The organism is Arthrobacter sp. CC3 (assembly GCF_039907775.1).
Classification (GTDB): Bacteria; Actinomycetota; Actinomycetes; order Actinomycetales; family Micrococcaceae; genus Arthrobacter.
Genome location: NZ_JARCCY010000062.1, coordinates 1 through 20,844 on the forward strand (window position 1 = coordinate 1; position 20,844 = coordinate 20,844).

24 protein-coding genes and 1 riboswitch are annotated in these 20,844 nt (G+C 66.2%); of the genes, 11 read left to right on the plus strand and 13 right to left on the minus strand.

Features of this window, described 5'->3' with window-relative positions:
- The 5 genes from PV761_RS22375 to PV761_RS22395 form a co-directional block, all read right to left on the minus strand.
- Positions 1 to 730: DUF222 domain-containing protein (locus tag PV761_RS22375; RefSeq protein ID WP_347899774.1), on the minus strand; the 730-nt coding region annotated here is incomplete at its 3' end.
- Between the two features lie 73 nt (positions 731 to 803).
- Positions 804 to 1,328, minus strand: a complete 525-nt coding sequence (locus PV761_RS22380; RefSeq protein WP_347899775.1) for a DUF2087 domain-containing protein — start codon at positions 1,326 to 1,328, stop codon at positions 804 to 806.
- Between the two features lie 4 nt (positions 1,329 to 1,332).
- Complete coding sequence (locus PV761_RS22385; RefSeq protein ID WP_347899776.1) at positions 1,333 to 1,731, minus strand: nuclear transport factor 2 family protein; 399 nt, start codon at positions 1,729 to 1,731, stop codon at positions 1,333 to 1,335.
- Positions 1,732 to 1,801: 70 nt separating this feature from the next.
- The gene (locus PV761_RS22390) at positions 1,802 to 2,968 is read right to left on the minus strand and encodes a cytochrome P450 (RefSeq protein WP_347899777.1); all 1,167 of its coding nucleotides are present in this window, start codon (positions 2,966 to 2,968) and stop codon (positions 1,802 to 1,804) included.
- 109 nt (positions 2,969 to 3,077) lie between these two features.
- Entirely contained in the window at positions 3,078 to 3,668 is a 591-nt protein-coding gene (locus tag PV761_RS22395; protein ID WP_347899778.1) for a TetR family transcriptional regulator, read from the minus strand.
- 85 nt (positions 3,669 to 3,753) lie between these two features.
- On the opposite strand from PV761_RS22395, the gene PV761_RS22400 reads away from it, so the two are divergent.
- On the plus strand, positions 3,754 to 4,062 hold the full coding sequence (locus PV761_RS22400) for a hypothetical protein (RefSeq protein ID WP_347899779.1): 309 nt from the start codon (positions 3,754 to 3,756) through the stop codon (positions 4,060 to 4,062).
- Positions 4,063 to 4,151: 89 nt separating this feature from the next.
- Here PV761_RS22400 and PV761_RS22405 read toward each other — a convergent pair whose 3' ends face one another.
- Positions 4,152 to 4,880: a maleylpyruvate isomerase family mycothiol-dependent enzyme gene (locus tag PV761_RS22405; RefSeq protein ID WP_347899780.1), complete on the minus strand. Its 729-nt coding sequence runs from the start codon at positions 4,878 to 4,880 to the stop codon at positions 4,152 to 4,154.
- A 122-nt stretch (positions 4,881 to 5,002) separates the two neighbouring features.
- On the opposite strand from PV761_RS22405, the gene PV761_RS22410 reads away from it, so the two are divergent.
- From PV761_RS22410 to PV761_RS22430, 5 genes are all read left to right on the plus strand, one after another.
- Complete coding sequence (locus PV761_RS22410) at positions 5,003 to 5,824, plus strand: amino acid ABC transporter substrate-binding protein (RefSeq protein WP_347899781.1); 822 nt, start codon at positions 5,003 to 5,005, stop codon at positions 5,822 to 5,824.
- Between the two features lie 36 nt (positions 5,825 to 5,860).
- Positions 5,861 to 6,526 carry an amino acid ABC transporter permease gene (locus tag PV761_RS22415; RefSeq protein WP_347899782.1) on the plus strand — a complete coding sequence of 222 codons (666 nt, stop codon included), beginning with the start codon at positions 5,861 to 5,863 and terminating at the stop codon, positions 6,524 to 6,526.
- Entirely contained in the window at positions 6,513 to 7,298 is a 786-nt protein-coding gene (locus PV761_RS22420; protein WP_347899783.1) for an amino acid ABC transporter ATP-binding protein, read from the plus strand. Before PV761_RS22415 ends, PV761_RS22420 begins: the two co-directional genes overlap by 14 nt.
- Positions 7,299 to 7,397: 99 nt before the next feature.
- Complete coding sequence (locus tag PV761_RS22425) at positions 7,398 to 8,384, plus strand: dienelactone hydrolase family protein (protein ID WP_347899784.1); 987 nt, start codon at positions 7,398 to 7,400, stop codon at positions 8,382 to 8,384.
- The gene (locus PV761_RS22430) at positions 8,377 to 9,228 is read left to right on the plus strand and encodes a CPBP family glutamic-type intramembrane protease (RefSeq protein WP_081818766.1); all 852 of its coding nucleotides are present in this window, start codon (positions 8,377 to 8,379) and stop codon (positions 9,226 to 9,228) included. Before PV761_RS22425 ends, PV761_RS22430 begins: the two co-directional genes overlap by 8 nt.
- Here PV761_RS22430 and PV761_RS22435 read toward each other — a convergent pair.
- The gene (locus tag PV761_RS22435; RefSeq protein WP_347899785.1) at positions 9,222 to 10,139 is read right to left on the minus strand and encodes a ribonuclease Z; all 918 of its coding nucleotides are present in this window, start codon (positions 10,137 to 10,139) and stop codon (positions 9,222 to 9,224) included. The genes PV761_RS22430 and PV761_RS22435 overlap by 7 nt on opposite strands.
- Before the next feature lie 135 nt (positions 10,140 to 10,274).
- Between PV761_RS22435 and PV761_RS22440 the strand changes: the two genes are divergently transcribed.
- Positions 10,275 to 10,793 carry a DNA alkylation repair protein gene (locus PV761_RS22440; protein ID WP_028269047.1) on the plus strand — a complete coding sequence of 173 codons (519 nt, stop codon included), beginning with the start codon at positions 10,275 to 10,277 and terminating at the stop codon, positions 10,791 to 10,793.
- Here the strand turns inward: PV761_RS22440 and PV761_RS22445 are convergent.
- Positions 10,760 to 11,014 carry a hypothetical protein gene (locus tag PV761_RS22445; protein WP_347899786.1) on the minus strand — a complete coding sequence of 85 codons (255 nt, stop codon included), beginning with the start codon at positions 11,012 to 11,014 and terminating at the stop codon, positions 10,760 to 10,762. The two genes, PV761_RS22440 and PV761_RS22445, sit on opposite strands and share 34 nt — an antisense overlap.
- Before the next feature lie 25 nt (positions 11,015 to 11,039).
- Positions 11,040 to 12,563, minus strand: a complete 1,524-nt coding sequence (locus PV761_RS22450; RefSeq protein ID WP_347899787.1) for a polysaccharide deacetylase family protein — start codon at positions 12,561 to 12,563, stop codon at positions 11,040 to 11,042.
- 265 nt (positions 12,564 to 12,828) lie between these two features.
- Positions 12,829 to 13,021: riboswitch (cyclic di-AMP (ydaO/yuaA leader) on the plus strand.
- Between the two features lie 3 nt (positions 13,022 to 13,024).
- Between PV761_RS22450 and PV761_RS22455 the strand changes: the two genes are divergently transcribed.
- Positions 13,025 to 13,612, plus strand: coding sequence for an NlpC/P60 family protein (locus tag PV761_RS22455; protein WP_347899788.1), 588 nt, complete (start codon positions 13,025 to 13,027; stop codon positions 13,610 to 13,612).
- Positions 13,613 to 13,784: 172 nt separating this feature from the next.
- On the opposite strand, the gene PV761_RS22460 is transcribed toward PV761_RS22455, so the two are convergent.
- Entirely contained in the window at positions 13,785 to 14,342 is a 558-nt protein-coding gene (locus PV761_RS22460; RefSeq protein ID WP_347899789.1) for a hypothetical protein, read from the minus strand.
- A 182-nt stretch (positions 14,343 to 14,524) separates the two neighbouring features.
- On the opposite strand from PV761_RS22460, the gene PV761_RS22465 reads away from it, so the two are divergent.
- Complete coding sequence (locus tag PV761_RS22465; protein WP_043437319.1) at positions 14,525 to 14,719, plus strand: DUF1918 domain-containing protein; 195 nt, start codon at positions 14,525 to 14,527, stop codon at positions 14,717 to 14,719.
- Between the two features lie 106 nt (positions 14,720 to 14,825).
- On the opposite strand, the gene PV761_RS22470 is transcribed toward PV761_RS22465, so the two are convergent.
- Together PV761_RS22470 and PV761_RS22475 are read right to left on the minus strand one after the other, a co-directional pair.
- Positions 14,826 to 15,203 (minus strand): cupin domain-containing protein, encoded by a 378-nt coding sequence (locus PV761_RS22470; RefSeq protein ID WP_028269051.1) that lies wholly within the window; start codon positions 15,201 to 15,203, stop codon positions 14,826 to 14,828.
- 202 nt (positions 15,204 to 15,405) lie between these two features.
- The gene (locus tag PV761_RS22475; RefSeq protein ID WP_347899790.1) at positions 15,406 to 16,851 is read right to left on the minus strand and encodes a DUF5129 domain-containing protein; all 1,446 of its coding nucleotides are present in this window, start codon (positions 16,849 to 16,851) and stop codon (positions 15,406 to 15,408) included.
- A 113-nt stretch (positions 16,852 to 16,964) separates the two neighbouring features.
- Here PV761_RS22475 and PV761_RS22480 point away from each other — a divergent pair, with 113 nt between their 5' ends.
- A complete protein-coding gene (locus tag PV761_RS22480; RefSeq protein WP_347899791.1) occupies positions 16,965 to 17,429 on the plus strand; it encodes a hypothetical protein in 465 nt (154 codons plus the stop codon).
- The gene (locus PV761_RS22485; RefSeq protein WP_347899792.1) at positions 17,426 to 19,135 is read left to right on the plus strand and encodes a DUF5671 domain-containing protein; all 1,710 of its coding nucleotides are present in this window, start codon (positions 17,426 to 17,428) and stop codon (positions 19,133 to 19,135) included. The genes PV761_RS22480 and PV761_RS22485 overlap by 4 nt, the downstream gene beginning before the upstream one ends.
- A gap of 41 nt (positions 19,136 to 19,176) precedes the next feature.
- Here PV761_RS22485 and PV761_RS22490 read toward each other — a convergent pair.
- Positions 19,177 to 20,844 (minus strand): SulP family inorganic anion transporter (locus tag PV761_RS22490; protein WP_347899793.1); only part of this gene is annotated, 1,668 nt, incomplete at its 5' end.

The following is a 20,844-nucleotide window of genomic DNA, read 5'->3' on the forward strand; positions in this document are numbered from 1 at the left end:
CGGCCGGGAGGTAGGCGGAGAGCCAGGCCATGCCGTCCCGGTCCGGCTGGTACTGGACCCGGCGGTCGGCGGCGCTGCTGGTGTGGCGGGTTTCAATGCTGACCGGGTGGTGCCGTTCCCGCCAGGTGCGTGCCTTGGCCCGGAACCGGGACGGAACCAGTTCCCCGGCCGGGCACCCGCGCGCAGCGGAGGGCGCATCCGAGTCCAGGGAGTGCGCCTCCAAGGCAGCTGCCCCGGCCAGATCCAGGCCGGAGGTTTCGTCCACCATGATCCGGGCATGCTGCCACGAAATCGTCCCGGCCTGCAGAGCGGCCAGCGTCAACGGCAGCGCCGTGCTCAGGGCCAGGGCGTCGGAGATGAGGACACCGGCGGTCCGTTCGGTGACCGTCAGGACGCAGGCAACCTCGGCAATGATGGCCATCTCCCGGGCGGTGCTCTCCTGCGGGGACGCCGCCGGTGGTGCCAGGGCGTTGGCCGCCCGCAGGTACTCGGCAGTCAGCCGCACTTTCAAAGCAGCGGTCCGGGCTTCCTGCCGGGCCAGCTCGGCCAGGGCGTCCAGGCAGTCATCCGCCAGCTCCCGCAACGGATCAGCGCCCGGCGGCAGGCCGCCGTCGGGCCCCTCAGCGCGTTCCGCGCCGGAACCGAAATACGACGCCAGCACGGCAGTGGACTCAGCGACGGCCGCCATCGCCTCCCTGCTCTCCACGCTCCACGCCGTGATGCAGTCCATACCCACAGCATCTCAGCAGGCACCGACATTCTTTGATGCAGCCGCTGGAACCGTCAGGGCGGCCGCATGCGGACTAGGTCTCTTCGGGCCGGGAATATGAGGACCCGGAGCGCGTCCGTTCCAGCAGGCCGAAGTCCACCATGTAGCGACGAAGCAACACGACGTCGTCCGTATAACTGAGGAGCCGTTCATTGACCTGCTTTTCCGTCAGGTCCTCACCGGCCTTGATGGCATCACTGACGATCCAGGCCAGGAGGTCCCGTCGCTCCGCCTTGTTGGCCGGATACCTCTCGATCCTGCCCAAACGCATAAACCGGGCCACGCCCTCCTGCGGCTGCCGCCGGGGTTGCTGCGTGAGAAGGTCACGGAAAACCGACTCCGAAGCCACCAGTTCGCCGGCAGCATTCCGGTCAACAAGCCCGGAGTCAAGAAGGGCGGCGACGGCACGGTTACGCCGATGATCCTTCAGCTCAGCGACGGCATCTGGAAGTTTGGCGCCCAACACAATCCGGGCGTAAGCGGTCCGCGCATCGTTGTTGGCGAGGGCCGCCATGACTCGCCGCCAGTGGGGTCCGCCGTACCCCGTTCCTCCGGTCACGTCGTCACTCGTTCACGGTGTCGGCGTGCCGATGCGCCACCCTCCATTCGCCGTCCTCGCGGCGATAGATCTGGGTGGCGCGAAGGGTGTAACTGCGCGGCTGACCGTCGACGGAGGTGGAAATATGCTCCAGGCCGGCGGTATAGGCCATGGCGCCGGCCACGTCGTACGCCTGCAGTTCGAAGCTGTAGGACGTGCAGTCGGAGAAGGCTCTCTCGAGCATAGCGAAGGCCTCGTCCACCTCCCGCTGCCCAAACGCATTCCGCCACGCGCCCAGGATGCTCACAGGCTCGTGCCGGGACCACAGCGCCCGGCGCGGGGCCGAATCGCCGTTATGGAGGGCCAGTTCCGCCTCATGCAGCGAGGATTTAACCCAGGCCAGGAAGTCGTCGGCGTCGCTCATACCTTAGTATGCCTCCGGCCGGGTGCTGATGAGTATGCCTCCGGCCGGGTGCTGATGGCGATCAGCGGGTTCAGCCCGCCCACCACGTCACCGGAAGCTCCTTGAGTCCGTAGACAATGGTGCTGTCCATCCGTTCCAGCCGGGACCCTGCGGCGACGGTTAGGCCTGGCAGCCGCGACAGGGTAGCCTCCAGCGCGATTCTGGCTTCAAGCCTGGCAAGTGGGGCGCCAAGGCAGAAGTGAATTCCCTGGCCGAACGCGAGATGCCGGGAAGGGCCACGATCGATGTCGAACTCGTCGGGCTCCGTGAAGTGCCGCTCGTCGCGGTTCGCCGATCCGATCCATGCCACCAGCGGGGCGCCGGCCGGAATCTGAACGTCGCCCAAAGCAGTGTCGGCGGCCGCGACCCGGTACATGGACTGGACCGGTGAACGGTAGCGCAGCACTTCCTCGATGGCCTGCGGCAGCAGCTGCGGCTCGGCGAGGAGCCGTTCGAAGGTACCCGGCACTTCCGTGAAGGAAAGGACCGCGTTGCCGATCAGGTTGGTGGTCGTTTCGTTGCCGGCAACCAGCAGCAGGCTGCAGAAGCCCAGTAGTTCGGGCACGCTGAGCTTCTGCCCGTCAATCTCGGCCGAGAGCAAGTTACTGATCAGGTCGTTTCCAGGCTGCCTCCGGCACTGTTCGATCAGGTCCAGGAAGTACCCGGTCATCTCAACGTTGGTGGCGTGGTGGTCAGCATCCTCCGCTCCGGACCGCGTTTGGCTAACGATGACATCGGACCACTGCTTGAAACGGTCGCGGTCACCAGGGGGTATGCCCATGAGTTCCGCTATGACGATCACCGGCAGCGGGTACGCCAGGCCCGCGATGAGGTCGGCCGTGCCCGCAGGAGCGATTCTGTCCAGCAGCTCATCCGTGAGGGCTGAGATGCGGGGAGCCAGCGCATCCACGGCCTTCGGGGTGAAGGCTTGGGTCACCAGCGAGCGCAACTGCCGGTGCCGGGGCGGATCCGTGGTGATCAGGCTCGCCGCAAACAGCTGGCCTGTCTCCGACGGATCGTCCCCGCCCATTCTTGAGGAGAAGGTTGCATGTTCGGACAGCACACGCTGGACGTCGTCATATCGGAAGACATGCCAGCTCCCGGATTGCTCGTCCTGGAAGACGGGTGAACTCTCCCGCATCGCCCGGTACTGGGGGAACGGGTCAAGCGATCGCGAATAGTCCGCTGCAAAGTCCATGACTGGCCTCTCTGCTCAGCCCGGCAGTCATTCGGCCCTGGCCGAAGCGTCGGGGCGGTTGGGCCAACGGCCCGTGAGAACCTGAGCTTATCCAAGAAGGCCCGGCACGTCAGTAGGGAAGCGGTCCCGGGCTCTCGGCGTCCCGGGAGAGCAGTTCAACAGTCCGCACGATCGACGCTCGCCGGCGCGTCCCGTCCGCTGTCGGGGTAATCACGGCACGCACGTTCGGGATGGCCACCCAGGCGTGGCACAGCGTCACGATGGTCAACAGCAGGTCTTCGGCCGCAGCCTCACTGATCGCCGGGAGCGCATGACGGATCTCAGCAGCCTTGTCCGCTGCCAGCAGCGCCCGACGTGCTGCGTCAACGGGATCGCCGCGCTCCAGTCCTTCCCAGAACGTCAGCCGGGCCAGACCGGGGAAGCTGGTCGGGAAGTCGAAGTACCTGCCAGCGAAGTCGGCAACGGCCCCGGGACCCGAGCCCACTACGGGGAGGTCCGCCAGTGCCGACACGAGCTGACTCCCAAGTGCAGCTTCGAAAAGCTGTGCCTTGCCGCCGTAGTAAAAGTAGATCCGTTCGCGGTTGCACCCCGACGCCAGGGAGATCTGGTGGATTCGTGCCCCCGCGAAGCCGCGCTCCGAAAACTCGGAGATGGCGGCATCAAGCAGCTTCTCCCGTGTCGCATCCGTGTCCCAGGCCATCGCGTCATTCTATCTCCAACTGTCCGTTTGCTTTTGCGACAAACGGCTCGCAAGCATCAAGTCCAACTAAACGTTTGGAGAATGGGTGGAACACGATGGCAGGGCCCTGGCGGCAGATGAGACGGACGCGCACCAACATCGATCCCCGGGCCTGGCGTCCATCCACACGAGGGCATTCATCACCTGGGTGGCGATCTTTCCCATGGCGGCCCTGGGAATGTACGTGTTGGGAGTCGTTGCTCCGGAATGGCCTTCGGTCCTTCGAGCCTTCGTCCTGACCTTGGTGGTGGTCCCCACGGCCGTCTACTTTGCCGTTCCCCGGCTGTTGATGGTTCAGGGCCGGATCAGCGGTGCGGCACGCCAGCGCAGGCTCCGCCGCGCTGAAAGCCGGTAGCGTTGAAGGTTCCGCCGCGCTGAAGTCGTCCAGTCACAAGCCTGAACAAGCGCACGACGGCGGCTGGTTGCCTTGCGTGCCAGTCCGCCTTACGGTGTGAGCGGCTCCCGCAGAACGCGCAGTGCGAGGGCTGCGTCGCCGTCGATGACGGCCTTCTCCTGGAGGTTGGAGCGGCCCCAGAGCCCGAGGTACATGTCCGGTAATGCTGCGGTGACGGATGCCGCAGCGGTGCCGCTGCCCACGGTCCAAGCGCCCGCGCCCGCGCCGGTACCCGCTGCCCGGCCTCCCGCGCCGGGCACGCGGAACGAGACTGCCTGCTCCGGTGGCTGCATTCGCCCCAGCCTCACCTGGCGCGGGGTGAACATCGCGAGGACCTCGTCGACGCCGTCGAGCAGGAAGTCCTTGCCCAAAGCCGGTGCCGCCCGTCCGGACGCCTGGCAGACGTCGATGAGGTGGACGGCGTGCTCGTGTGCCTGGCGCCGGAGCCAGAAGCCCGCGGTGCGCGGCGGCGGTCCAAAGTTCCAGCACGGTGCCCCGGGATCCAGGGACGCCATCGTCGCGAGGAACGGCTCGGCGCCCTCGATGAACCATGCGGCCGCACCCGTGGCCGGAGGCGCCGGTTCCTCGACGTACTGCCCGCTGCGGACCACCGCTGCCGCCCAGCGTTCGATGGAGCCAAGGTGCCCGAACAGCTGTTCCAACGTCCACCCGGGGCAGGCCGGTACGGAACGGGACAGCACGTCGTCGGGCTGGCGGGCGAGCGCGGTGAGGCCTTCCAGGAGGCGGGCCAGCTCGGCGAGGTAGCGATCGGGCGACATGGGATGAGCCTAACCCGCGGGGCATCTGTTCTCCCCAAGGCAGATGTTGCTATCGTCGGAGGTGGACTGCCGGCCTGCGGTGCAGCTGGCGAGCCCTTCCGGCTACAGGACGAAGGTTCATCATGAAGCGCACACGTCTTTCCGCTATTGGCCTCATGGCAGCTGCAGCCCTTGCCCTTGCCGGCTGCGGTTCCGGGTCCACCACACCGTCCGGCTCAGCCCCGGCGGGCGGCGCAGACACCTCCCTGAGCGACGTCAAGAGCGCAGGTGAGCTCAAGATCGGCACCGAGGGCACGTACAAGCCCTTCTCGTTCCACGCAGACGGCAGCGGCGAGCTGACCGGGTACGACGTCGAGATCATCACCGCCGTCGCTGAAAAGCTCGGCGTCAAACCCTCCTTCCAGGAAACCCAGTTCGACGCCATCTTCGCCGGGCTGGAGGCCAAGAGATTCGACGTGGTGGCCAACCAGGTCTCCATCACCGACGAACGCAAGGCGAAGTACGAATTCTCCGAACCGTACACGGTGAGCACCGGCGTCATTGTCACCAAGGCCGACGACAGCAGCGTCAGTTCCTTTGACAGCCTCAAGGGCAAGACCACCGCGCAGTCACTGACCAGCAACTGGTACAAACTGGCTCAGGAAAGCGGCGCCAATGTCGAGGCGGTGGAAGGCTGGGCGCAGGCGATCACACTGCTCAAGCAGGGCCGTGTTGACGCCACCATCAACGACAAACTGACGTATCTGGACTACCAAAAGACCGCGAAGGACAGCGGCATCAAGATCGCCGCCGAGACCACGGACAAATCGCTCAGCGCCCTCGCCTTCCGCAGGGGGTCAAGCAGCCTGGCCGAGGCCGTGAACAAGGCCCTCGGCGAACTGCAGACCGACGGCACGCTGACCAGGATTTCGCAGAAATACTTTGACGCGGACGTCACGAAGTAGCGGGGTGGCGGCCGGCGGCGAGCGCAGCTTCAGCGCATGACTATCAACTGGGACCTCGTCTGGAGCTCGCTGGGGCCCATCCTGACCGGCGCGGTAACGGGCACGATTCCGCTGGCACTGGCGTCCTTCGTCCTCGGGCTGCTGCTGGCACTGCTGATCGCGCTGATGCGGCTGAGCCGGAACCCCGTGTTCTCCACCGTTGCGCGGATGTACATCTCGGTCATCCGCGGCACACCCCTGCTGGTCCAGCTGTTCGTCATTTTCTACGGGCTTCCGTCGATCGGGGTCACCATCAGCCCGTGGCCCAGCGCCATCATCGCCTTCTCCCTGAACGTCGGCGGGTACGCGGCCGAGGTCATCCGCGCAGCCATCCTGTCCGTTCCCAAGGGCCAGTGGGAGGCGGGCCACACCATCGGCATGTCCCGCCGCCAGTCGCTGGTGCGCATCATCCTGCCGCAGGCCGCCCGGGTCTCGGTACCGCCCTTGTCCAACACGTTCATCAGCCTGGTCAAGGACACGTCGCTGGCGTCCCTGATCCTGGTCACCGAGCTCTTCCGCCAGGCGCAGCAGGTGGCGGCCTTCAGCCAGGAATTCATGCTGCTGTATCTGGAGGCAGCGGTTATCTATTGGATCATCTGTCTGGTCCTGGCCGGAGGCCAGTCCGCCCTGGAGAAGAGATTGGACCGCTATGTCGCCCACTGAATCCGCTCTCCCGGACGATGCCGCGCTGCTTTCCGTACGGGGATTGCGCAAGGCATTCGGCAGCCATGAAGTGCTGAAATCCGTGGACGTGAACGTCCGACGCGGCGAAGTCGTGGCCCTGATCGGGCCGTCCGGGTCCGGTAAGACGACGGTCCTGCGGTGCCTCAACGGGCTCGAAATACCCGACGACGGCGTGGTGGACTTTGTCGGCCAGCTCGCCGTCGACTTTTCAGCGCCGGTGACCAAGAAGCAGCTGGCCGCCTTGAGGGACCGGAGCGCCATGGTGTTCCAGCACTACAACCTCTTTCCGCACAAGACCGTCCTCGAAAACATCATCGAGGGCCCGGTCCAGGTGCAGAAACGCCCCAAGGCCGAAGCCATCGCCGAGGCGAGGGAGCTGCTTGCCCGCGTGGGGCTGTCAGCGAAGGAGAAGAGCTACCCTTTCGAACTTTCCGGGGGGCAGCAGCAGCGAGTGGGCATTGTCCGTGCGCTGGCGCTGCGGCCGCAGCTCCTTCTCTTTGACGAGCCGACGTCGGCCCTGGACCCTGAGCTGGTGGGCGATGTACTGACTGTCATCAAGGAGCTGGCGGACGAGGGCTGGACCATGGTGGTGGTTACCCACGAGCTGGCATTCGCCCGGCAGGTGGCCGACGAAGTCATCTTCATGGACGGGGGCGTCGTGGTGGAACGAGGCCACCCGGACACTGTGCTGCGCGACCCGCGGGAGGAACGCACCCGGCAGTTCGTGGACCGGCTGCTCAATCCGTTCTAGGGCAACGCCCTGAGCCACAGCGCTGCGGCAAACCCAGCTGGCCCTTGCCCCGTGATGGACCGCGGGGGAGGATAATTGGCAGACGGCAGGAGGCGCTCCATGACCCAGCAGCTCGGCAAATTTGAGAAATACCTCATCGAGGAACTCTTCGACGACTACCGTGCCGGTGCCATGAGCCAGCACACGTTTACCCGCCGGGTGGCGTTCATCACCGGGAGCATGGCCGCTGCTGCGGCCGCCATGGCCCTGGTAGGCTGCACGCCGCAGGAGCTTCCGCGCAGCACCGACCCGATGCCCACCCCGTCCGTAGCGTCAAACGGCACCGGCACGGCCACCGGCACCGCTTCCTCAGGCGCGGTGCCCGGAGCCAAAAGCCCGCTGTCCGTACCGGAGGGGGCGGCCGGCATCGTGGCTGCAACCGTGCGGTTCCCTTCCGCCGGCACCGACGTCAGCGGCTACCTTGCCCGGCCGGAAGGCGGCAAACCCGGAGCCGCCGTGCTCATCTGCCATGAGAACCGGGGGCTGACCCCGCACATCCAGGACGTGGCACGACGCTTCGCCAAAGCCGGCTACGCCGCCCTGGCCCTGGACTTGCTCAGCAGGGAGGGAGGAACGGCGAGCCTGGACCGGGACGCCGTCCCGGGTGCACTGACCCAGGCCGGAGCGAAGCGCCACGTCGCGGATTTTTCGGCTGCCTTCGAGTACCTGAACTCACAGGACTTCGTCGATTCCGGGCGGATTGCCATGACGGGCTACTGCTTCGGCGGCGGCATCACGTGGCAGGCGGCGACGGAACTGTCCGGGTTGAAGGCCACCTCGGCGTTTTACGGTCCCGCCCCGGACCTGGACAAGGTCCCCGCCATCAAGCCGGCCGTCCTGGGCGTCTACGCCGAACTCGATGACCGCATCACCGGAGCGATGCCGGCCCTCCGCGATGCCCTTGCCGCCACTGATGTCCGGCACGAGCTGAAGGTGTATCCCGGCGTCGACCATGCATTCCACAACGACACCGGCGAGCGCTACAACGAGACCCAGGCCACCGCCGCCTGGAACGACACCCTGGCGTGGTTCAGCAAGTATGTCTAACCGTTCGCCCGCCGCCGGAACCGGAGCAGGGGCCGGCCGCCGGGCCGGCATCCGCGGCTCTCTTTCGACGAAACTGCTCCCCGCGACGCTTGTGTCGCTCTCCGGCTTTGTCCTGTTCGTCCTGGAACAGAGAATCCCGGGGTACGGGCTGTTGGCGCTGGCCCTCGTCAGTGCCGGACTGATCGACCGGGCGCTCCTGCGCGATCTTGCCCTGATCGCCGCCGGGCTCGTGGCCATCAGCCTGGTTCCGATCACCACGGACATCAGCACCGAACACATGCTGGTCATGGGCACGGCGATGATCCTCGCCGTGGGCGTTCCCTACACGGTTTCGCGATTTGTCTACAAGGACCATGCGGTGAAGTTTCCGGTGCTGACCGGGCACCCCTGGACCCGGGCGGAGAAATGGTACCTGGCCGCCGTCGTCGTGATGGGGTACGCGGTGCTTCCGGCTTACATGGTCAACACCGGTGTGTACAGCAACTGGCCCGCGGTGTCCGACCCGGAGGGGATCTTCCGGCTTTTCCTGGGCACCAACGTGCTGGGGATCTGGGATGAACTGTTCTTTATCTGCACCGTGTTTATCCTCCTGCGCCGGCACCTTCCGCTGGCCCAGGCCAACGTACTGCAGGCTGTCCTGTTCACGTCCTTCCTCTGGGAACTGGGCTTCCACGCCTGGGCGCCGGTGTTCATCTTTCCCTTCGCCCTTCTCCAGGCGTTCATCTTCACCCGGACCAAGTCACTGTCCTACATCGTGTCCGTGCACCTGCTGTTCGACTTCGTGCTGTTCCTGGTCCTGCTGCATGCCCACAACCGGGCCTGGATCGACATCTTCGTCTACTGACGGTGTTCCCCGCCCGCAATCCAGGGGGCCCGCTCCCGCCTGGGCAAGGGGATCCTGTCCAGGTCCTGCGCGGCGACGACGGCGGCCCGGCCCGCGCGGGCACCGGCCTGTTCCGCCAGCACACCGACGTCCCCGTAGCGGGATGAGAAATGCGTCAGGACCAGTAGTCCGGCCCCGGCAGCGGACGCCAGATCGCCGGCCTGCCCGGCGGTGAGGTGAAGATACCGGGCAGCCAGCCCGGCGTCGTCGTCGCTGAACGTTGACTCCGCCACGAGGAGGTCCACGCCTTCGGCGAGTTCCCGGGCGCCGTCGCATTCCGCGGTATCCATCACGAACGCGAAGCTCTGGCCGGGACGCGGAATGCTCAGGTCTTCCAGCCGCACCCCGGCCAGGTTCCCCTCCCGCAGCAGCCGCGCGATGTCCGGTCCCGAGATCCCTGCTGCCGCAAGCCGGTCGGGCAGCAGCGTGCGGCTGGCCGGCTCGACCAGCCGGTATCCGAACGTCTCAATGCGATGCCGCAGTGGCTGCACCTCGAGCCCGGGCGCGATCGGCCCCGGTGCGGAGTGCGGGTGCAGCCGCAGGTCGAGGCCGGGTGAGGCGAGGGACACGAGGCTACGGACCACCTCGCTGCCGGAAGCCGGAAAATGCAGGTCCACCGGGTGCTGCACACCATCGAGCACCATGCGCGACAGGACGCCGGGAAGCCCGAAGCAGTGGTCGCCGTGGACGTGGGTCAGGCAGATCCGCGTCACCTGGCTGGCTGAGACGCCGGCGTGGATCATCTGCCGCTGGGTGCCTTCGCCGGGATCGAAGAGCAGGCCCTCGCCGTCCCAGCGGAGCAGGTACCCGTTGTGGTTGCGGCTCCGCGTGGGAACCTGCGAGGCGGTGCCGAGAACGACCAGTTCACGCATGGGACCGAGCATCTCACGCCGCAGGACCGGAGGACCACCTTGTCCCTAGCGGCCGCATCGGTTGCCCGCGGTAGCCCGCACCGAAACGCCTTCCGGAGTTCGGTCTTCCACCGGCGGGAACGGCAGAATGGTGGGGTGACTGATGCCTGTGACTTCGTGGATGCCGCGCTGCAGCGCGAGAGCTCCTGGCTTCGGGCAGAAGAAGCGCAGGCCCGGTTCGGCGACGGTCTTCAGTACTATGGCGCCTCGGTGGGTGCCGTGCGGGGGACCGTCCGCGACATGCTGCGCCGCCACCGCGACCTGGCGCACGATGACATTACCGCGCTCAGCACCGAGCTGTGGTCGGTGCCCGTCTTCGAACGCCGGCTGGCGGCGGTTGTCCTGCTGCAGTCCCGGGTTGCCCTCCTGGACAACTCCGACCTGACCCGGATCGAGGGCTTTGTGCGGGAGGCGCAACTGGGCGAGCTGGCGGACCCCCTCGCACACGACGTCGTCCGTCCCTTGATCGCAGGGCTGGAAGGGCAGGCGAGGGCGAGGGCGGATGTTGTGCTGGACCGCTGGGCGGGGGATCCGGATCCGTGGCTGAGGCGGGCGGCCGTGCTGTCGCGGGCGGATGCCCCTCAGCCGCCGGCCCGTCGCTCCACCACCGCGTAGGCCCTGCCTTCCAGGAACTCCCAGTCGGTGACCACCATGAACCCGAGGGCGCTCACGCGGTCGTTGAGGACCAGGACGTCGAAGCCGCCGTCCCGCGGCTCCGCGTCCCACGTCGCCACATGGAGTTCCTTGCCCTCAAGGACCAGGAGCTCGGTATTGACGTCGAAGTCCTCCGGTGGCTGATCGCTCAGCTGGCAGATCGCCACGCAATAGTGTTTCACCTGGAATTCCGCTCCATGCCGTGTCCTACCTTGGGAAGGCGGTGTTGTAGCGGTACATAAAGGCCGCCATGGCATCCCTGCTCACGGGCTGGACGGGACGGAACGTCTTGGTGCCGTTACTTTCATCCCAGCCGGTGGAGATGTTCATTGACGCGAGCCAGGTGATCTCCTTGTAGAACTGCGTCTGCGGGACGAGGTCGCTGAACGGGGAACTGGCCGGCGCGTTGTAGGCGGGGCTGCTGGCAAAGCGATACATGAAGGCAGCCATGGCGTCCCGGTTCACCGTCTGTAGCGGCCGATACGACCTGGCGCCGTTGCCTTCATCCCAGCCGGTGGAAATGCCCCTCGACGATAGCCAGGAGATTTCCTTGTAGAACTGCGTTTGTGGCGTGACGTCGATGAACGGCGAGGTGCCGGGCGGTGTGAACGCCGGACTTCCGGCGAGACGGTACATAAAGGCGGCCATGGCATCGCGGTTGACGGCGAGCGCCGGACGGTAGGTGCTGGTTCCGTTCGCTTCAATCCAGCCGGTGGAAATCCCCTGCGAGGCGAGCCAGCTGATCTCCGTGAAGAACTGTGCGTTCGCCGGAACGTCCGTGAACGAGCCCGACGGCGACGGCGACGGAGACGGAGAAGGTGAGGGCGAAGGTGAGGGTGAGGGTGAGGGTGAGGGTGAGGGTGAGGGGGCAGGGGACTGGCCCAATGCCTGCGCGACTGTGCGGACCGACGTCGTACCGTTTGCTGTCCGCGCGGCCAGCCAGACGACGAACGATTCAAAAAGGGCAGGGCTGATTGTCACGCTGGGGTCGGTTCCCACAGCGATTTGATGGAAGGTCAGCTGCACCCACCCGCCGGTCGTTTCCGCATCGGTCACACGAGCCTGCAGATCCGCCAGAGTCCACGTGCCGTCGACCTGGTCCGGAGCCTTGGTGACCATGGGATTTTCCGGCGGTAGCGTCTCCGCAACGGGGCAGGTGGCGCAACTGGCCGGCGAGCGCAGGTCACCCAAGCCCCTGGAACTGGCGTAGTTGCAATCGCGGACCGCCGACTGGGCGGTCGCATTTTGCGCGGCGAACGGATAAGCGAAGTTCCTGACGGTGAAACCCCAGCCTTCAAGCGTCGTCTTGCTGTTGCAGACTTCCGCACGGACGTCTGCGGCGCTGAGTGTGGTTAGGTCCGGATGGGTCACGCTGATGCTGCCGATCTCATTGCCGTCAGCGGCCAGAGTGTTCAGATCCGCCTGACTGAGAAATCCGGATGAGCCCACCCAGGAAGTTGTGATGAAGAACGTTCCCACGAGCCCGTGGGTTTTCATCACCTGCGCGGCGGCGGCCTGGTTGCCGATAGCGTCGTCGAAGGTGAGGCTGACGATGGTCGGGGCCGCCGCTTTCGTTGTGCCAGCGACACCCGCCACCGTGCTGACGGCCAGCAGCAGCGCTCCGAGGATGGCGACCCAGTGCCTATGGCTGTGCCTAGACCCGGCCACAGGCGCCGGGAGTTCCGCCACATGACGTGGCTGGTGTTGGATAAAGCGATTTGACCAACGCATGATTCCTCCAGGCATGTGAGTCCCCCCGCAAGAACATGCACGTAGACTACGCCTCGCGGGGTCATTGGAAAACACTCGAATTTGACAAACCGCAGATCCAAGTATATGTGGAGTACCGCTACCTGCGGGGGGTCGCCTGTGCCGGGCCGCAGGGCCGCCGGGGGAGCGCCCGGCGGCCCCGTTACCTTGATGTGACATTCCGGCGGTGACCCACGTACGGTGGAACGGTGCCCGTTGTCTCAGATACCGGCACTCCCGGGCGGATTGCCTAACCCTGCCGCGGTCCGGGATCCGATCAAAACCATCCGGCAGGGACGGGGAAACCACTTTTGACCTGCATAGTTTGGGCAGGTCTTCGGGGTGAAGCCGCACGCCATCCGCACTGCGGACGGCCGCTGCGGCCGGGTGTCTCCCATCCGAATCCGACAGCTAACCTCGCAGGCATCGGGAGAGGTTAATTCATGCTTTCACGTAAACTGCCCGCTCATCATCGCTCAACCGCGCCCGCGGGGCGCTCCGGGGCCACTTCGGCCGGCGGTCGGAGCAGGGCGGGCCGGCAGGTTGCGGTCATAGCCGCTGCCTCGGGCCTGGTTCTGTCCAGCGGCATGGCTGCGCAGGCCGCTGAGGCCCCTGCGGAACGTGACTCAGCTCCGGCGCCTGCTGCTCCCGCTGTTTCCGTGCAGGTCCAGGCCGCGGTGCCCGCTTCCGCCCCTGCGCCTGCTGCCGGCGGTGTCAATGCGGCCATGGTTTCTGCCGCCTACGCGCAGCTGGGCATCACCCAGGACTGCACCGCCATGGTGGAAAAGGCCCTTGGCTCAGCCGGTATTCCGGTGGGCGACCTCGGGCCCATGCAGTTCATGAACTACGGTTCCGTGGTGGGGGAGCCCCAGCCCGGTGACATGGTGGTGCAGTCCGGCCACGTCGGCATCTACATCGGCGACGGCCAGGTGATCAGCGGCGGAATGAACGGCGTAAACGCCACCGTCACGCACCCGCTCTCCTGGCTGACGGCCACCGGCGGCGTGACCTTCGTCCGCGCCGGAGCCTAGCCTCCCCGCCGCTTCATCAAGCGGGCGCACCAGCGGGGGCGTAACCCGCACACAGTGCGGGCGCAACGGCCGGCGATCAGCTGCCTTGGGGGCAGCAGGTCGCCGGCCTTCCGCGTATTCACACTCCGACCGGGCCCGCGGTTTCCTCAGTTTCCTCAGTTCCTCAGTTTCCTCAGGGCGGCGAGACGGCGAGCCGGGCCGAGCTCTCGCCTTCCGCAAATTTAATGCGCAGCAGCGCCTCGCGGGTGTCCGCCGGAACGGTGAATCGGACGTCACCCGACTTGCTCGAATCGCCCGCCACCAGCTCGTTCAGGCCGGGATCGGGGGAGTAACTGACGCCACCGACGTTCAGCCTGAACGTTGAGTCCCAGAAGTTGAGGTCATACCGGCCGTGGTTGGTGCACCTGAGCGTGAGGGTCAGTGCAATTTTGCCGGACACATCGGGGCGCGCACTCGCGCCGAGAATTTCATATTCGACGTCGGCGGCCCTGTACGTGCGCTCGGTCGGCAGGGTTACCTTCCATCCCGCGCCGCTTCCTGTGCCGGACCCGGACCCGGACGATGACGCACCAGCCCCTGGCTGTGCGGTGCCGGCAGAAGCGCCCGGGGAAGCCGTACCGGAGGCGCTCGCCGTCGAAGCCGCCGGCCGGCCGGCATCGAACACCCCCAGTTGTCCCAGCCCGAGCAGCAGCCCCGTCAGAGCGGTGATCACAGCTGCTGCGGCGGTCATCAAGCCGGGCAGCGTAGCCCACCAGTTGGTGGGTTTCTCCTCCGCCATTGCAGGTCCCCCTCGGTCCCGTGACATGGCCAGTTCAGTCGTTTCCCCAGCCGTGCGCCCTCGAACTTCCAGTGCGCAACGGCCCTGTTATCCCCGCCCCGAGGCTCGTACTCTGGTTCTTGGAGGTGATTGCCATGAAGGCAACCCAGGGAGACCGGATCACGATCCGGGGCAAGACGGTCGGATCGTCGGAGCGGCACGGCCAGATCGTTGAGGTTCACGGCGCGGATGGAGCGCCGCCGTACGTGGTGCGGTTCGACGACGGCCATCAGACCACTGTCATCCCCGGCGGGGACTTCGTGATTGACAAGATCCACCCGCAGCAGTGAACCCGCACTAGTGCTGCGGTAGTTGCGCCGATGCGGTAGTTGCGCCGCAGCCAACCGGGCTGTTTAGCGCCTGGCTACTCCGGCGCGGCCGGCTACTCGCGGCCGGTTACTCGGGTGACTTGGCGAAGACTGCGGCGCTGACGAACTCCACACCGGTAAAGGGTTCGTCCCCTTCGACCCATGCGTCATGCCCCGGCGGGATGCTGTAGGAGTCATGTGCGGCGATGTTGATCTGGTTGCCGTCAGCGGTCTGGACGGTGAGTTTGCCGGAAACGCAAAAACCAACATGGCTCAGCTGGCATGATTCGGTCTTAACAACGGGTTTGATGCACTCGGACCAGCGCCAGCCGGGTTCAAATTTGAACCTTCCGATGGTGTAGGCGTCGACGGAGACAAGATCCACTTCCGTCTTGTCGGGGCGGCGCTGTTCGTCCGGAGAATTGTGCGACTTCACTGCGAGTTGAGCGACAACATTCGTGGTCATGGCTCTCTCCATCAATCAGAGTTGCGGATGGGGCTGTCCGGGCCACAACGGCGACCGGCCAGCGGAGTCGGTTTACCGGGCCTGAACCCATGCGGCGAACCGATGTAGCGATCGACTTACGATGCCCAGCTTCCTCCGATCCCGGATTCTTGTCGAGACCCCGAGGCGGAACACCGGCGGCCGCCCGCCGACATTCCCGGGCCTAGAAACTGGACGAACTCCCGGACCCCGAGAAACTGCCGCCGCTTGCGCCATAGCCGGTGGTGCTCCCGCCGCCCCGGGCGGTGCTGACGCTGCCCACGCCGGTGCTGAATCCGGTATTGAAAGCCGGGACCGAGAAAAAGTAGTACGACGGATAGACAGTGCCCAGGATGCTGGGCTCGTAAGCGCGGCCATCCTTGGCCCTGGTGCCGGCCTGGGCGTTGTCCATTCCCTCGCGCATCAATTTGGCTTCACGCTCGTTCTTCGCGAAGCCCGCGATCACTGTGTCCGCGTGGTCCTTCAGCAGTTCGGTCAGGTGGGTCCGGGCATCGCGCAGCCGGTCCAGGGCAGTTTCGGGGCTGATGCTGCCCTCGGCGAGTTCGGCCGACCAGCGCTCGATGTCACGGTGGCTCTGGTCGCGGAAAGACCGGAGCGCCGATGCCGTCGCCGAGTCGCCCCTGGCATGGCGCCTGCTGAGCATCTGTTCAATGCCGGCCAGGTCGCTGCGGAACGGCGCCAGCTGCCGGTCCCACGCCGGCGCCCACGCCGACCCCCGGTTCAGCAGGGCGTTGGTGTCCGCTATGACGTCATCGAGCGCATCCAGTTCCGCAGACGCATCGGCATAATTCCGCACCAGCTTCAGGTTCGGCCGGCGTCCCAAGGCGCGCGGAGTCAGTGCGTGTGCCTGGTTGGACAGCTGCGTGGCCGCGTCGTACTTGGCCAGGAAAGTGCGGTGCTTCTCCAGGACGGTGCTGCCGTAGCGTGAGGACTCCGGGATGGTGCCGGCGTTCAGCTCGGTGACCTGCAAATCCATACTCACGTTGGCGTAGCTGGCGTCCCCGCGGGCGAGTTCCCGGCGGCTGTCCACCCTGGTCCACCACCGCACGATCAGCCACGTGGCGGCGCCAAGAACGGCCGCCGCCACGGCCCCCCATGCCGTCACAAGGAACGCCGTGGACCGGTACCAGGGCTGGTTGATCAGTTCCGCTCCGCGCCTGATGCCGGCGATGGTTCCGTCGGTCCACTGGGCATCGCGGAGCAAATCCTTGGAAGCGTTCTGGATGTCCTCCCGTTGTTCCAGGAAAACCTTGCGGTCCTCGCCCATGTAGGTACCCACATGCCGGCCTACAGGGTCCAAAGCGAAGATGAAGAGGCCGTCCGCCCATTTCTGGCCGTCCGGGCTGATCCATTCCGGATGTTCGGCGCGGGCGAAGCGAAGGACTTCCTCGTTGAGGTTGTCCGCCGCCGCACCGCGGTAGGTGAAGACGGCAACCCGGGTGGGTTCGTAGAAATCGATGGCTTCCACCGCCGGGAGCAGCCGGCCGCGGTCCAGCACGCCGGCGCGGTCCTCCACCAGAACCTCCACCGGCGGCTCCGCCAGGGCGGCGCCTGAACCGCAGAGCAGGCCGAGCAGGACAAGCAGTACGGCAGCCAGGACCCTGCGCATGATTCCCTTTTCCCGTGGAGAAACATTTGTCTCCAGCCTTGTTGATGCCCATCACCGGTGATAGGGCCGAAAGTACCGTAGCTAGGGGATGGGCAGTGCGCCATACTGACCACATGAACGCGGCGGCGGGAAGACCTCACAGGATCCTCGTGGTGATCCTGGCAATAATTGGTGTCCTGGCCGTGGCTGCGCTCGCCGTGGTCTTCTCGCGGGGTGAACCGGCCCTGCTGGACGAGTCCACGCCGCAGGGCGTGGTGCAACGCTACTCGGCGGCTGTCATCGACGGCGATGAGGCGGCGGCCCAAGCCTACGTTACGGAAACTGCCCGGACCCAGTGCGTCGACTTTGAGCGGTCGTCCACGGAAAACCTGCGCGTCACACTGGTGTCCACCACGGAACGGGCGACGTCCGCGGACGTGAGGGTACTGATGGTGGTGTCCAACGGAAGCGGACCCTTCGGGAACTCCGAATACGAAACCGAGGACGTGTTCGATCTCGTCAAAACGGACGGCAAGTGGCTGATCGACTCCGCTCCCTGGCAGCTGCGGGTCTGCACGAACCGTGGAGTGAAGCCGTGACCGCTGCCCAGACGGTGCCTGCGCCCGCAGCCGGATCCGCCCAGCCGACGGTCCGGCGCCTCATCGTTTACACGCTTCTTTTCGCCCTGGTTGTGGTGACCGCCGTCGGCCTGAGCGGCCTCTTGGGCAGGCTGCTGGGCGCAGGCACGGTGCTCGTCGCAGGTGACGTGGCAGGCCTGGCGCGTTCGCTCGCGTTCACCCTGATCGGCGGCCCCATGGCGGCCGCGCTCTGGTGGTTCGTGTGGCGGCTGCTCGACGACGCCGTTGAGCGCTCGTCCGCAGGCTGGGGGCTGTACCTGACCGGCATGTATGCGGTCTCGCTCATCACGGCGGCCACGGGGGTACTCAGCGCCCTTGCAGCCGTTATCGGAGGGGAACGGCTGGGCTGGCAGCTGTCATTGTCCAACGGACTGGTCTGGGCCGGAGTGCTGGCATGGCACCGCTGGATGTGGCGCCACCCGCGGAAGAGTCCCTCGCTGATTCCGGACGTTCCCACGGTTGTGGGGGCGGCTTTCGGGCTCATCATCGGTGTGGGCGGATCGGTCACGGCGCTCGCGAATCTCCTGGACACCGCAATCCAGGGCTTTACCGCGTCCGCGTCCCTCGGGGATCCGTGGTGGAAGCTGGTGCTTCAGGCGCTCGCCTGGGGTGTCGGCGGCGTCGCCATCTGGTGGTGGCACTGGATCCACGACGGCGGACGCCGGCTGACGACGGATTTCGCCGACGTCGCCCTGGTGGTTATCGGAATCCTCGGTGCCGTCCTCCTGACGGTGGGCGGCGTCGGCACTGTCCTGTTTGTCCTGCTCCGGCTTGCCTTCGACCGCACAGATCCCGTAAGTGAAATCCTGGAACCGCTCGGCGCCGCAATTGCTGCAGGCGCAGTGGGTTCCCTCGTCTGGGCGTATCACCGGACCGTCTCCGCCGGGCGGTCCAGCACCACGCTGCAGGCGGCCAAGCTTGTGACGTCGGGGGTGGGACTGGCAGCGGCCGCCACCGGAATCGGCATTGGGGTCAACTCCGCCCTCAGCATCGCGGCAACACCGTTGGCCGGCGACGGCATTCGTACCCTGCTGCTGGGCGGAATCAGCGCGCTGGCGGTTGGCGGACCACTGTGGTGGCTCACCTGGAAACCCGGGGTTCCTCCCGAGCCGACCGAACTTGGACGCCGCGGCCGGCGGGTGTACCTCATCGCCGTGTTCGGCCTGAGCGCGATCGTCGCCGTTATCACCCTCCTGGTGATCGGGTACCGGGTCTTCGAATTCCTGCTCGACGACGTCAGCGGAGGCAGCCTGGTGGACCGCACCCGTGCACCGCTCGGCCTGCTGGTGGCGACGGGACTCGCTGCCGGATACCACTTCGCGGTCTGGCGTCACGACCGTTCCCTCACTGCCGCTGCCACGCCCCGGAAGCGGATGGTCCGGAAACTGATCCTGGTGGCCGCGGGTGATCCGGAGCCATTGGTAAAGGTGGCAGCGGAGGTCACCGGTGCGAGCGTCACTGTCTGGAAAAGGGCCGACGCCGGAACTTCCGGTACTGCGCCTTCCGGCGCTGCGTCCTCCGGCGCGTCGTCCGGTACTGCAGAGGAGGCTGCGGACGGGTTGTCCGGGCAGCTCGCCCGGGCCTTGGAAGGTGTCGCGGCGGACCGTGTCCTGGTGATCACGGGCCCGGGGTCCCGGATCGAAGTGATCCCGCTGGGCTCGGATTGAGCCGGGCCTGAACGGGCCTGCGGGCTTGGATTGAGCCGGGCCTAGATTCCGAACGTCCGCTTGTAGGTCCGCACCGCGTTGTTGACCGTGGGGAAGAAATGGTCCGGGCCGAACCTGCTGCTGACCCCGAACTTGAGCAGCCGGTCCTTGACGGGCCCCTTTAACTCGGCGAAGACCAGGCTGATGCCCTGGCCGGCCAGTTCGTCGTCGAGTTCCACGAGATCGTCCAAGGCTGTGGTGTCCAGGTCCGTGATGGCCTCCGACGCCACGATGACCCATTTGACCGGTCCAGGGGCGTTCGCCACAAGGCTGCGGATGTGCTCCGCAAATACTGCTCCGTTGGCGAAGAAGAGCGGCGCGTCAAAGCGGGCGATGACCAGACCCGGGACGCGCTGGCCCTCCGGGTGCCGGCTGAGGTCGTGGTAGCCCGGGACGTCCTCCAGGCTGGCAAGTTCGGTGCGGTAAGGATCCCACGCCCGCCGGACGAACGCGATGAAAGACAGCGCAATGGCAATGACGATGCCCTGCAGCACGCCGACGAACGCGACGCCGAGGAACGTGGCAATCAGGAGGGCAGTTTCTATCCGGCTCATCCGGACCAGCCGGAACATGGTTTTGATGTCGACTAGCGAGGCCGCTGCCACAATAACGACGGCGGCCAGCGTGGTGCTCGGGAGGAACGCTGTCACTCCCGGCGCTGCCATCATGAATATGACCACCAAGGCCGCGGCAACGATGCCGCTAAGGGGGGTGCGTGCCCCGGCGTCGAGGGCGATGGGCGTCCGGGATGAACTGCCGGAGACCGGGAAGCCGCCCAACATCCCGCTGGCCACGTTGGCGATCCCCAGCGCTCCCATTTCCTGGTTGCCGCTCGTGTGGATGCCGCGTCTCCCCGCGAGGCTTTTGGACAATGCGGACGTATCGGCGAAGGCGATCAGCGCAATCCCGGCCGCCGGACCGATGAGCCCAGCAAGATCGTGCATGGCGATCCCTCCCAAGGCCGGCGCCGGAAGGCCTTGCGGGAGGGCTCCGACCATGGGCATCACGTCTTTCAGGTCAAGGGCAGCGGCCGCTCCTGTGGAGGCCGCTACAGCCAGTAGTACGCCGGGAACCTTCCAAGGAAAGAAGCGGCCGACAACGATGATGGCCACGGTGGCAACGCCGAAAAGCAGGGCCACGGGATTGGCGGCTCCCCGCAGGACGGCTTCGACGGTCTCAGTTGCCTTCGCGGGCAGGGAGTCTCCATCGACCGTGATCCCGAGCAGCCTGGGAAGCTGGCTGATGATGACGGCGAGGGCGATGCCGTTGAGGTAGCCCACCCGGATCGGCTTGGACAGCAGACCCGTAACAAAGCCCACCCTGAAGATCCGGCCCGCGATGAGGAAGACACCGATCATAATGGCCAGGACGCCTGCGAGCCCCACGGCATGGGCAGGATCCCGTCCGGCGAGCGGGAGCACAGCCGCTGCGATCATAGGCGCAAGCGAAGAATCAGGTCCTACGATGATTACCCGGGCGGGGCCGAAAACCGCGTAAAACAGCATGGGAACTACGGAAGCGTATAGTCCGGTGACGGCCGGCAGGCCGGAGGCTTCCGCGTAGGCCATGCCGGCGGGTATCAGTGCGGCACTAAGCCTCGATCCACCGGTCGGTTTGAGGTTGTAGCGGCGGTTTAAACGGAGAATGCCTGTCGGATCGGGAAAAATGGG

Excerpts from the sequence above, each read along its gene's own strand:
- PV761_RS22435 (WP_347899785.1), bottom strand. The coding sequence starts at position 10,139 with ATGCGTGAACTGGTCGTTCTCGGCACCGCCTCGCAGGTTCCCACGCGG.
- PV761_RS22450 (WP_347899787.1), bottom strand. The coding sequence starts at position 12,563 with ATGCGTTGGTCAAATCGCTTTATCCAACACCAGCCACGTCATGTGGCG.
- PV761_RS22395 (WP_347899778.1), bottom strand. The coding sequence starts at position 3,668 with ATGGCCTGGGACACGGATGCGACACGGGAGAAGCTGCTTGATGCCGCC.
- PV761_RS22455 (WP_347899788.1), top strand. The coding sequence starts at position 13,025 with ATGCTTTCACGTAAACTGCCCGCTCATCATCGCTCAACCGCGCCCGCG.
- PV761_RS22385 (WP_347899776.1), bottom strand. The coding sequence starts at position 1,731 with ATGAGCGACGCCGACGACTTCCTGGCCTGGGTTAAATCCTCGCTGCAT.
- PV761_RS22480 (WP_347899791.1), top strand. The coding sequence starts at position 16,965 with ATGAACGCGGCGGCGGGAAGACCTCACAGGATCCTCGTGGTGATCCTG.
- PV761_RS22475 (WP_347899790.1), bottom strand. The coding sequence starts at position 16,851 with ATGCGCAGGGTCCTGGCTGCCGTACTGCTTGTCCTGCTCGGCCTGCTC.
- PV761_RS22430 (WP_081818766.1), top strand. The coding sequence starts at position 8,377 with ATGTCTAACCGTTCGCCCGCCGCCGGAACCGGAGCAGGGGCCGGCCGC.
- PV761_RS22465 (WP_043437319.1), top strand. The coding sequence starts at position 14,525 with ATGAAGGCAACCCAGGGAGACCGGATCACGATCCGGGGCAAGACGGTC.
- PV761_RS22410 (WP_347899781.1), top strand. The coding sequence starts at position 5,003 with ATGAAGCGCACACGTCTTTCCGCTATTGGCCTCATGGCAGCTGCAGCC.
- PV761_RS22460 (WP_347899789.1), bottom strand. The coding sequence starts at position 14,342 with ATGACCGCCGCAGCAGCTGTGATCACCGCTCTGACGGGGCTGCTGCTC.
- PV761_RS22405 (WP_347899780.1), bottom strand. The coding sequence starts at position 4,880 with ATGTCGCCCGATCGCTACCTCGCCGAGCTGGCCCGCCTCCTGGAAGGC.
- PV761_RS22415 (WP_347899782.1), top strand. The coding sequence starts at position 5,861 with ATGACTATCAACTGGGACCTCGTCTGGAGCTCGCTGGGGCCCATCCTG.
- PV761_RS22420 (WP_347899783.1), top strand. The coding sequence starts at position 6,513 with ATGTCGCCCACTGAATCCGCTCTCCCGGACGATGCCGCGCTGCTTTCC.
- PV761_RS22425 (WP_347899784.1), top strand. The coding sequence starts at position 7,398 with ATGACCCAGCAGCTCGGCAAATTTGAGAAATACCTCATCGAGGAACTC.
- PV761_RS22390 (WP_347899777.1), bottom strand. The coding sequence starts at position 2,968 with ATGGACTTTGCAGCGGACTATTCGCGATCGCTTGACCCGTTCCCCCAG.
- PV761_RS22470 (WP_028269051.1), bottom strand. The coding sequence starts at position 15,203 with ATGACCACGAATGTTGTCGCTCAACTCGCAGTGAAGTCGCACAATTCT.